Origin of the sequence: Streptomyces anulatus (assembly GCF_000721175.1) — a bacterium.
Classification (GTDB): Bacteria; Actinomycetota; Actinomycetes; order Streptomycetales; family Streptomycetaceae; genus Streptomyces; species Streptomyces anulatus_C.
In genome coordinates this window covers 42,191-53,563 of record NZ_JOEZ01000041.1, presented here as the reverse complement: position 1 = coordinate 53,563, position 11,373 = coordinate 42,191, and the positions used below count along the sequence as shown (strand labels likewise).

Here is an 11,373-nt window from a genome sequence, read left to right as displayed (position 1 = left end):
CGCACCGAACTCCACGACGCCTTCGTCTCCCTCGCCTGCAGCCTCATCTGCTGGAGACGCCTCAAGAAGTCCCGATCATGATCGTGTTACGAGCTCTTAGGGGCAGATCCCGCGGCGTACCGAACTGCAGGCGTCGCGGCCGCCTCCTGCCCCCTGCAAGGGCCCACCGGGCCCAGCCGCCACGGGAGATGCGAATCTCCAACTCACTCAGGAATCAACTGAATCGAGACTGCGCCGGACGGGTCGGATGAGCAGGAATCCAAGAATCGCGAGCGTCGGCCGTCGGCTTGAAGCGCCCGGCGGCCCGCCCCACCCCTCTCTCTACTCACCTGCCACATTCGCCACTCCTGACACACAGACACAAGCCACCGGAGACCGAATATTGCAGCATTTTTCAGCCAATTTTACGCTACGTATCAGGGCGAGACGGGCAGAAAAACTGTCGAAATCAGCCGCCGGACAGAGGGCATCCTGTCGCCGCTGATCAGATCCGGTCACGATGTCAGGGCTTCCAATGATCACATCGACCAAGCCGGGGCAGGGAGACCGGAATCGGCTGGAAACCCTCCATCCCTTTCAAGCCGAGGAGCAGATATTCAATCTTCAACCGCCTCGTCCGTTTGCACGGGTTCTCCAACTGGACGCGGCTGGGCGCTGCCCCATTTTTAATCTGAAACACCCTGCCACACATTCGCTCGTTCACCTCGCTCTATCGCACGACGAGATCTTCGATAACTGTAATTCCTGATGAGGGAGAGGTTATGGAGTCTGCAATTACGCGAGCCGTGGTCCATGTGATCGCGAATATGTATCACAACTTCAGGGAAGATCTGACCATTGACGACATAGCCCAGGCAGCCGGATTCAGCAGATTCCACTTGACCCGGGAGTTCACACACCTGGTAGGGGTCTCTCCCCGACGTTTCCTCAGAGCGATCCGCTTCGAGGAAGCGAAGCGGCTCCTCACCGAATCCCGGCTCAACATAGCGGAGATCAGCCACACAGTCGGGTACAGCAGTGTCGGGACCTTCAGCTCATGCTTCAAGTCCTGTACGGGCATCACCCCGTCCGCGTACCGACTGCTCCGCTCGGCGAACCCCCTCGCCGCCACAGGGGATCCGCACCGGGCCATCGGCGCCCCGACGGCGGCGACACCGCTCCACGGACACGTGCAAGCGCCCGCTGAGGATCAGTCGGGGGTGGTCTTCGTGGGGCTCTTCCCCGCCCCCTTCCCGCAGGGGCACCCCGTGCGGTGCACGGTGTTGCCCCGCCCTGGGGCCTTCGTACTCGACAACGTCCCTACGGGAAGCTGGCATGTGCTGGCACGCTCCGTGACGCAGAGGCCCGGCGAAGGGCGGCAGGCCCGTCACACACCGACGGTCGGCGGCTTCGGTCCGATCACCGCATCAGCGGACCACGCGTTGGAACCGGTCGAGATCCGCCTGTACCGGGTGAACCTGGCCACCCTTCGTCTCTGCTCGGCACCCGGGCAAGGGCTGCGCCCAGCCCCGGCCGGTCCATGACACGACCGGCCCCGGTCCCCGCCTCACAGGGGCGGCCCCTCGGCCCCGAGGCCGTGCTCACGGAACCGGCCCCTGAAGTACAGCAGAGCGTCCTCGGACGTTCCCGGCTCCGTGGACCCCGCATCCATCACAGGCGGCCGGTTCCAACCGACCACTGCTCCGACGAGGATGGTGTGATCACCGCCGTCGTACGCACGCCACTTCTCGCATTCGAAACGCGCCAGCGCTCCATCGATCAGAGGTACCGAGGTGGTGGTGCCGGGGGACCAGCCGACCGCGTCGAACTGCTGCAGGCCCGCAGGGCGGGAATCGTCGGCGAAGTGCCGGGCCACGGCCTCCTGGGCGGCACTGAGCACCGACACTCCGAAGTGCCGCGCGGGGAGGAGAGCCTGCCGCATGACGGCTTCGTTGTTGACGCAGACGAGCAGCAGCGGCGGGCCCATGGACACGGAGGTGAAGGAGTTCGCCGTCATGCCGCGCGGGGAGGGCCCGCCCACCGTCACCACGGTCACCCCGGTGGCGAACTCCGCGAACGCGCGACGCAACTCCTTCGCGTCCGTGTCCCGCCGCCTCGGCAGCGATAGGCCGATCTCGCGCCGGCCGGTCACGCGCTCCACCCGGTCCGGGGCCGGGACGACGGAGCGTACGCCTCCAGTGCCCGGACCAATGATCCGGGCACGGGAGTCGGGACCGTGGCCGTGTTCGGGCCTCGCATGAACGCGACCCGCTGCCGGCCCCGGGCGACCAGTCTCTCGGATCCCTCGGGATCGAGTCGGACATAGTCGAAGGTGAACTCCAACTGCGTCTGGCGGAGTTCGGTCAGTCTCATCCTGATGGACAGCTCGTCGAACACGCTGATCTCGGCAAAGAACTCGCAGTCGACCTTCAGGGTGAACAGCTTGAGGTCAGCGAGGATGTCGGCGAGCAGCTCCGGGACATGGGTCTTCAGGAACATCTCACGGCACCTCCCCTGCCAGCGGAGGTAGTTGACGTAGTAGACGTTGCCGACGAGGTTGGTCTCCTCGAAGCCGACGACATGCCGGTACTCGAAGTGGTCCGCCACGAACCTCTCCCTTCCTTCAGAGCGGTGCGGAGCCGGCCGCACGGGTGCGGCGGGTACGCGTGAGCCCGGGGTGACCGTCACGAGCGTGGCTCCGCCGCGACGAGGACCGCGACCGACACCGGGTCCGGCACGCCCTTGAGACGGGTGGCCAGGACCGCCACGCGCAGTCCACCCGAGGCGAACACCGTCCAGTCGTCGACGGTGCGCGGTGTCAGCGAGAGTGGTGCGTGCGTGGTGAGGCCGGCCTTCTGCATGCTTTCGAGGGCGGTCCACACGGTGGTGGCCGCGGTGTCGTAACTGTCTCCCGTCTCCTTTGCCGCCAACGCGGCCAGCGGGGCGTGATCGCCGAGAAGCCCTTCCCACTCGGCTGTCGGCCTGGCCACGACGCGTTCGATGTCGCAGCCCACAGCGGCGGCGTCAGCCACCGCGCACAGCGTCCATCCGGCCGTGTGCGAGGCGGACATGACCAAGCCGTCCGAAAGCTCGGGCCGCCCGTCCGGCCGGTAGGTGACAGCGGCGGGAGCGCCCAGGGCACGGCTCGCGGCCCGCGCCGTCCGCGAACGCCGCACTCCAGCGTCCGCCGATGCCCCGCCCGGCCCTTGCCCCTCGTCGGGTTCCACCGCCAGGGCCACCCGCTGCCCGGTCAGTTCCTCCACAGTTCGTTCCAGATGGGACGCGAGCAGGGGCGCGGCCCACGGACCGTTCCGCGTCCTCTTGCGCACGGCCGCCAGGCGCAGCCCCTCCCACCGTTCCACAACGCGCCCGTCGGGGGCGTAGGCGGCGACGTCGTACACGTACGTGTCACCCTCGCGTTCCCGCTCGACCGCGCAGTAGCGGAGCTCCTTCGGTACATCGGCGCCCGCGGCGAGCGGGTACAACCGGTCGATGCCCGACGGCAGCAGGGTGGCGTCGGGGACGCACACCTGATTGCCGTGCATCAGCGCGTCCCGCATTCCCGGATCGGCCAGGAGCAGCGCGCCCGGGAGGTAGGCGGCGAACCAGCCCGACACCTCGTCCACCGACAGATCCGCGTCCACGTGCCGCGCCGAAACACGGTGGAAGCGGCGCAACCGCCGGAAGCGGTCGCCTTGGAAGAGCACGTCGTCGTAAAGGTCCGCCGCCGGATCCAGCGGTACGTCCCCGAGGCCCGGCCCGCAGGGCGCGGGAGGCCCTTCGGGCACCGGTGGGCCGGAGAACACCAGCCGTGCCCGGAAGTGCTCGGCGACGAAGCCGGACTCCTCGGCGTGCAGGACGACCTCCACCGTGTGCACGTCCGTGACGGTGGCGGCGATCCGCACCCGGGCCGTGCCGTCGGGGGGCACCACGACGGGGCGCAGGAACCGGACGTCTTCCAGGACCGGGACACCGCTCCACCCGGTGGCCGCGGCGGCCACCTGGCACATCGCCTCCATGCCGATCACGGCGGGGAGCAGCATGTTGCCGTCGAGCAGGTGGTCACCGAGGTACGGGTCGGTGCCCACGTTCAGCTCCGCCTCCGTGACCAGCTCGGCGCCGTGGTAGCGGACCAGCGGGGCGACGGTGAACCGGTGCAGGGGCAGCGGCGGCAGCTCCCGGCGCAGGGTGTCCAGCTCCCCCGTGCGGCCGGTGACGACGGTGACCGGCGGGACGTCCGGATCGGCGATCAGACGCAGCAGCACCTCCACGCCCTGGTCCGGGGAGATCGGGGTGATGCCCTCGCGGGCCAGGGACTCGACGACGGACAGCTTCTCGCCCATGCCGACACCGGACCACACGGACCACTCCACACACCGCACACGGCAGTGCGGCGACGCGTCGGCGAACCGCTCGGCGAGGTCGGCGAGCCGTTCGTTGGCGGTGGCGTAGTGGGCCTCGCCGCGCAGTCCGGTACGCCCGATCACGCTGCCGAAGCAGACCAGCAGCTTCAGGGCGTTCTGGTCGACCGCCGCGAGGACGGCCCGCAGCCCGTCGACCTTCGGTGCGAGGGTCCGCTCGAAGTCCTCCTCGGTCAGATCGGCGAGGGCGGCGGGTTCGTTGCGTCCGGCGCCGTGCAGCACCGCGGTGACTGGCCCGAGTTCGGCGGTCAGTTCGGCGACCGCCGCGCTCACCCGCTCCGGGTCGGTGACGTCCGCGCGGGCGTAGCCCACCCGGACGCCCCGGTCGGCCATCCGCCGCAGGTTCGCGGCGAGGGCCTCGTCGCGGGCCGGGTCGGAGCGGCCCACGACCGCCACGGCGGCCCCGGTCCGGGCGGCCACCGCGAGCGCGCACTCAGCGGTGATGCCCTTGCCGCCCCCGGTCACCAGGAGGACGTCGGAGGAGTCCAGCACCTGGTCGGTGTGCTCACCGCGCACCGGCAGCATCCGCAGCACGGGCACCCGGCGGATCCCGGCGGCGTCGTAGCACGCCTCCGTGAACCGCGTGGTCGCCGCCACCTCGGCGACGATCCGGTCCACGACCCCGTCCACTGCCGGGGTGTCCACGACAGTGGTCCGCAGGTGGGAGGCCTCCAGGTGGAGGGACTTGGCGAGACCGGCCGCGCCGAGACCTTCCTGGACCAGGACGAACCGCTGCCCTGCCTCGCCCACGAGGGCACGTCGCGCACCGTCGAGCGCCACCCTCAGCCGGTCGCGGGGACACCGCGGCGGCAGGCACACCAGGACTCCGGGCCCCACTCCGGCGCTGCGGAGCGCGCTCCGCAGCTCCTCTGCGTACGGGTGCTCGTCTTCCGCGAACAACTCCCAGTCGCCGTCGGATGCTTCGGCCTGGACCGCCGCGGGCGGCTCCTCGGACAGGTCCACGGCGAAGGCCCGGACCCAGGAGGCGGCGCCCAGCACGGCCGGGCCCGTCCCGGCGCCGCCGTCCGGGCTGATGCCGGCCAACGACTCCAGTGCATCGCCGAGTTCGGCCAAGGTGGCGGTGGCGAAGTTGGCAGGGGCGTGGGCGGTGGCGAGGCCGAGGCGGGTGGCCGCCTGGTTGACGATCTGCCCCACGGTGATGGAGCTCATGTGCAGGTCGTCCAGGAGGCTGCTGTCGTCCCGCACCAGCTCCACGGGGAGTTCGGTCCGCTCGGCCACCAGGGCGCGCAGCACCTCGATGGCCGACTGCCCCTCGCCGCCAACCGGTTCGCCGACGGCCGGCCCGCCGTCGCCGCTCGCGTGCGGATCCCCGCCGGCCGACCCGGCTGCGTTCCCGCGCCGCTCCCCCGGGGACGGCACGGCCGACAGCCCGTCAGGCGCGACGCTCTCGCAGGGACTCGCCAGGAAGTCGAACTCGGCGTCGAGGTCCAGGGGCCGGGTGAGCCGGTCCGTGAACAGCCGCTCGTGCATCAGCGGGGCGCCGATCACGTATGCGGCTCCGGCGACCCGGAGCAGACCTCGCAAGGACTGCTCGTCGGTGTCCAGCGCGACGGACGGAACGCCGGTCGCGCCGGTGGCCAGTGAGCTGAGCACCTGGCCCGGCCCCACCTCCACGAACAGGCCGACGTCCCGAGCCGCCTCCTGGACCGCCCGGGTGAAGAGCACCGGCTCGGTGATCTGCCGGTGCAGCAGCTTGCAGAGGTCGGTGTCCTCGGCCAGTTCCCGCCCGGTCACGGTGGACAGCACCCGGCGCCGCACCGGCCCGAACCGTATGTCGACCAGCCAGCCCCCGAAGACGTCGGCGGCGGATGCGACCAGCGGGGAGTGGAAGGCATGGGACACCGCGAGCGGCGTACAGGCGACGCTCTGTCGGGAGGCCCGCTCCGTCACGGCTGCCACGGCCTCGGCCGGTCCGGCGACGACCGTCCGCTCGGGACCGTTGTACCCGGCGATGACCACGTCGATGCCGTACGTCAGCTCCCGTACCCGCTCGGGGGTCGCCGACAGGGACGCCATGGTGCCGGGCTCGCCGTACGTCGCCATGGCCTCGCCACGCACCCGGGCCGCCTCCGACAGCCGCGCCTCGTCCAGGGCTCCCGCCCAGTGCAGGGCGACGAGTTCGCCCAGGCTGTGCCCGACCGCCGCATCGGCCTCCACGCCCAGCCACTCGAGCACGCGCAGTCCGGCGGTGGCGGCGGTGACGATCCGCGGCTGCGCCACGTCGGTCGCCACCGGGTCCCCGGCGCCGGGCAGCCCGGCCCGCTCGTAGACCTCGGCGGCCTGGGCGAAGCGCCGACGGAGTGCGCCGCCGTCGGCGCCCCGGCCGGAACCCTGGCCGGGGAAGAGAAAGCCGATGCTCCCGGCCTCGCCTCCCGCGCACCCGATGAAGGCCCGGTCGTCGACGGTGACCAGTTGGCCCGGGTCCTGGTCCAGCGCGTCGATCGACTGCCTCAGCCGGCGTTCCGCGTCGTCCGGCGAGGTCACCACCACGGCCGCGCGCCACGGCAGTTCCCGCAGGTCGCGTTGGAGGCTGTGGGCCAGATCGCCGAGTTGCGCGTAGGACAGGCGGGGCGCGAGGCCGGCCACCTTGACCAGACGCTCACGCAGCTCTGCCGACGACTCGCCGTCCAGGAGGAGCAGTTCGCAGTCCTGGAGGGAGCCCGCGAGCGTGAGATGGCGCCGATGGGGCGCCCGGTGGCGCGGGGGCTCCTCCTTGTCGATGACGACATGGGTGTTGATGCCGCCGAAGCCCATCGCGGTGACCCCGGCGCGCAGCGGCATGTCCCGGGGCCACGGCTCCGCGGTACGCAGCGCGCGCAGGCCCGCTTCTGGTCCGGTGAGCAGCTCGTGCGGCTCCTGGCAGCCGATGGTGGGGGGCAGGAGGCGCGCGTCCACCGCCATCACGGCCTTGATCAGTCCGGCGACCCCGGCGGCGGCCTTGGTGTGGCCGATCATCGCCTTGGCGGAGCCGATGGCGGCGGCCGGTGCGCTTGGGTCGGCCTCAGCACGGGCGGCGGTGAGCGCGCCCAGCTCGTTGGCGTCGCCCACCGGGGTGCCGGTGCCGTGCCCCTCGAAGAACGGCACGGTCTCGATCCCGAACCCGGCCCGTTCGTAGGCGCGTGCCAGGGCCAGCCGGTAGCCGCCCGACTCGGGGCGGGTGATGCTTCCCTGCCCGTCCGAGGAGACACCCCATCCCGCGATCGTCGCGTAGCGGCGCAGGCCGGCCGCGCGGGCGTCCTCCTCACGCATCAGCACGACCATGCCGCAACCCTCGCCGGGCCAGAATCCGTTGGAGCCGCGGTCGTACACGCGCATCTCGGACCGGGCGAGGGCACCGGTCTTGGCGAAGCCGACGATCTCGAACGGGTCGATGGACAGGTCGACACCGCCGGCGACGGCGACGTCGAGATCCCCGCTCAGCAGGGAGCCGGCCGCGGAGGTGACCGAGAGCAGCGAGGAGGAGCACGCTCCGTCGACGGTGTAGCCGCCACCGCCCAGACCGAAGTAGTTGCAGATCCGGCCGGCGATGGTGTTCGACAGGGCTCCGGCGAGCGAGTCCTCGTCGATCGCGGGGAACGGCTGCTTGTAGGCAGTCTCGACGCCGTTGAGGAACACGGCGAGCCGGTCCTCGTCCCAGCCCTGGCCTCGCAGCGCCTCCGCGAACACGCGGCGTACGTACGGCCAGCGCAGCCGCATTCCGCCGGCCCGGGTGAACTCCCCGGTGAGAGTGTTGCCGACGACGACACCGGTCCTGGCTCGCGGCAGTCCGCCGCCCTCGGGGAATCCGGCGTCGGCCAGCGCCCGGCCGGCCGTCTCCAGGGCCAGCCAGTGCGTGAGGTCCGTCGAACGGTAGGTGCTGCCGGTGACGCGGTGCGCGACGCGGTCGAAGGCGTAGCCCTCCAGTACGGCGGCCGTACGCGCGTAGAACCGGTCGGGTGCGGCCGGGTCCGGATCCCAGTAGTCGTCCAGGCGCATGCGTACGTCGGGGATGCGGCGAAAGGCGCGCCGGCCTGCCACCGCGTTCTCCCACAGCTCGCGGGGCGACGCGGCGTCCGGGAACCGGCAGGCCATGCCGATGATCGCTACGCGCGTCATGCCGCCACCGGTGCCTTCCCGGTCTCCGACGGGACGTCCCGGCCCTCGACGGCCTGCACCGGGGCGGGGCCGGTCGTCGCGGCCGACTCGGTGCGCAGGTGCACCAGCCAGAGGTAGCCGCCGCGCACCAGGCAGACCACGGCGGTGGCGAAGAACAGCCCGTACGCGATGCCCAGCCCGGTCATGATCCCGTACGTCACGGCGACGCCGCCGCCGAAGGCGACCTGCGCGACGGGCCGCGACGGCGTGGTGCCGGGGTCCGTGACCATGTAGTTGGTGAACAGGACGAAGGCCACCCCGGTCATCATGCCCAGGGCCGGGGGGATCGCGGTGTCGAAGAGCACTCCCCGCAACACGGACTGGAGCACGAAGACCACCAGCCATCCGCCGATCAGCCACATGCGTCCGGTGAGCTTCGCGTTGAGCAGGGTCCCCAGGACGACGATCACCGCGGGGATGATCCAGTCGACCGCACCGTCGGTGTACTCGGTGAACTGGTACGGGGGCGCGATGCTGGCCCAGGGGAACAGCAGCAGCACCACAGCGATGCCGAAGTTGGACGGGTTCATGAAGTGCCGCGGCTTGCCCCGTACCGGTGCGCGCAGGACCCACTTGGCGGAGACCGCGATGACGACCCCGAGGACCATCACCCACAGCCGGTCGTTCACGTAGAGCAGCATGTTGACGGCGAGCGCGGTGATGTGGCTGGGGTACAGGAACTCCAGGCCCCCCTTCACCCCGCCCCCGGCGTAGCGCGGCCGGCGCCCCTCGACCCGGGCTCCGATGAACTCCAGGACGGTTTCGACGGAGTAGGCGACGGCGACCGCGATGAAGGGCCACAGCCAGGGCTGTTCGAAACCGAGCACGGTGTAGCCGGCGATGTTGAGCACGGTGATCGAGATGGCGAACCGACGCAGCGCGGTCACGATCTTCGGGTCGTGCCGTGGGGGTGTGGTGGGTGCCTCGGTCATCGCGATCACTTCTCCTTGACGTCGGACGCGAGCTGGAGGTCATGCCGGCCGGGGGCCAGCCGCAGGTCCTTCTCGTGGACCGCGCCGGAGCGGTCGCGCCACTTCAGGTGTACCGGCAGGGGTGTGCCGCTCTGCTCTCCGAGGCCGATGTGCACGTCGTGGCTGCGCTTGCCGGAGTGGCCGCCGCCGCCGTCGACCCGGCTGACCCGCCGGGTGCCGTCAGGCAGCGTCACGGTCACCTGGGCGTCGACGACCGGTGATCCGGAGGGGTGGGTCAGCTTCAGGCCCAGGAAGTCGCCGGCGGCGGGGCTCTCGTTCAGGTAGAAGCCGGGCTCACCCCACTGCCGCGCCACAGCCAGGTCGAGCCTGCCGTCGCCGTTGGAGTCCCCGACGGCCATGCCACGGGTGGGGATGGGCACGGCCAGGCCGAGTCGGTCCGACAGGTTCGCGTAGTCGCCGTCCGGGGTCCTGGCGAAGAACCGCATGGTCTGGTCTCCGGCCAGGTCGTCGCCCTTCCTGACGTGGGGCCACCAGCCGGGGTGGGCGACCAGGCCGTCGTTGGCGGTGGCCAGCTCCTGCAGCTGGGCCCAGCGGTTGTTCCGGCCCTTGACGAAACCGGTGGCCTGGGTGATCTCCAGCTGACTGTCGTTGTCGAAGTCGCCCATCTTCACGTCCCAGCCCCAGCCCGACCATGCGAGGTTGAGGGGACCGCTGCGGTCCACGTACGGCGCCTCGCCCCGGCTCATCCGGGCGCGCACGTCGTCCGTGTCGTCGGCGGTGCTCATGAACGAGAAGTTGCTCTCCTGGAGACCGAAGGAGGTGGTGATGTTGGAGACGAACATGTCGTACAGCCCGTCCTGGTTCAGGTCTCCGAAGTCGATCCCCATCCCCTTGAAGGAACTGGCGCCTATTCGCTTGGACTTGGGCACCATCGGGTTGTGCGCGCCCTTCACCTCGCCGAACTTGATGATGCCGGGCTTCGACCTGTTGTGCAGCAGTCGCGAGGTGCCGAAGTCGTGGGCGACGTAGAGCTCGGGCAGCTGGTCGCCGTCCAGGTCCGTGGCGGCCGCGCCGAGCGTCCAGCCGATGCGCATGTCGCGGGGCATGACGTCCTCGGCCTCGACGAAGCCGTCCTCGGTCCACCGCAGGATGTGGTCCTCGCCGCCGTTGAGGGCGTTGGACAGCGAGTCGTTCATGACCACGCCGCCCCGCACGGAGGGGTCGAGGACGGGGCTGTCCGGGAAGTAGTTGCCGATGAAGACGTCGTCGTGGCCGTCACCGTCGAAGTCGGCGATCGTCACCGCGTTGCTGTGCCACCGGGGCCCGGTGTACCGCGCCCCGCCCACGTCGGCGACCAGCTCGACGGGTTCGAAGCGGTCGGCGGTCATGTCGTCACGGCCGGTCCGGGCCTGGAAGACGACCGGGGTGCGGCCCCAGTAGTAGACGAGCAGGTCGCTGAGCCCGTCCTCGTTGAAGTCCCCGGCGACGCAGCCCATCGGGGCCATCACGTCGTCCATGGGGAGCGGGGCGGGGTCGAGGACGAACGGCGTGTAGCGGTCGCCGCGTTCGTCGGGGGCGGGCGTCACGACGACCTGGTCGATCCGGGGGTCCGTGACGCAGAGGTCGTTGGAGAAGCCGTCGCCGTCGACGTCGTTCATGGCGATGCCGGCGCCCACCGAGGAGATCCACGCCTCGATGTGCCGGTAGGCCTTGTTGACCTCGCGGATCTCCTGCTGGTCGTAGCCCGCGGGCATGGCGATGGTCTTGGGGGTGAAGGCGAAGGAGCTCGCCAGCTCGTCCGTCTGCGCCGCGGACGGTGTCGCCGGGCGCACCACGACATAGGTCACCACCATGAGCAGGACGGCGACGATTCCGGGGAGCTTGAG

6 protein-coding genes are annotated in these 11,373 nt (G+C 70.7%); 1 reads left to right on the top strand and 5 read right to left on the bottom strand.

Features of this window, described 5'->3' with window-relative positions; translation table 11 throughout:
• Positions 1-761: 761 nt before the first annotated feature.
• On the top strand, positions 762-1,523 hold the full coding sequence (locus IG90_RS47205) for a helix-turn-helix transcriptional regulator (protein WP_051860373.1): 762 nt from the start codon (positions 762-764) through the stop codon (positions 1,521-1,523).
• Between the two features lie 23 nt (positions 1,524-1,546).
• Here the strand turns inward: IG90_RS47205 and IG90_RS0133935 are convergent, their stop codons facing one another.
• The 5 genes from IG90_RS0133935 to IG90_RS0133915 form a co-directional block, all read right to left on the bottom strand.
• Positions 1,547-2,131: a flavin reductase family protein gene (locus IG90_RS0133935; RefSeq protein ID WP_233436163.1), complete on the bottom strand. Its 585-nt coding sequence runs from the start codon at positions 2,129-2,131 to the stop codon at positions 1,547-1,549.
• A complete protein-coding gene (locus tag IG90_RS0133930) occupies positions 2,128-2,586 on the bottom strand; it encodes an acyl-CoA thioesterase (protein ID WP_030593550.1) in 459 nt (152 codons plus the stop codon). The genes IG90_RS0133935 and IG90_RS0133930 overlap by 4 nt, the downstream gene beginning before the upstream one ends.
• A gap of 77 nt (positions 2,587-2,663) precedes the next feature.
• On the bottom strand, positions 2,664-8,516 hold the full coding sequence (locus IG90_RS0133925) for a type I polyketide synthase (RefSeq protein WP_030593547.1): 5,853 nt from the start codon (positions 8,514-8,516) through the stop codon (positions 2,664-2,666).
• Positions 8,513-9,487 (bottom strand): RnfABCDGE type electron transport complex subunit D, encoded by a 975-nt coding sequence (locus IG90_RS0133920; protein ID WP_030593544.1) that lies wholly within the window; start codon positions 9,485-9,487, stop codon positions 8,513-8,515. The genes IG90_RS0133925 and IG90_RS0133920 overlap by 4 nt, the downstream gene beginning before the upstream one ends.
• A gap of 5 nt (positions 9,488-9,492) precedes the next feature.
• On the bottom strand, positions 9,493-11,340 hold the full coding sequence (locus IG90_RS0133915) for a CRTAC1 family protein (protein ID WP_078585505.1): 1,848 nt from the start codon (positions 11,338-11,340) through the stop codon (positions 9,493-9,495).
• Positions 11,341-11,373: the final 33 nt, after the last annotated feature.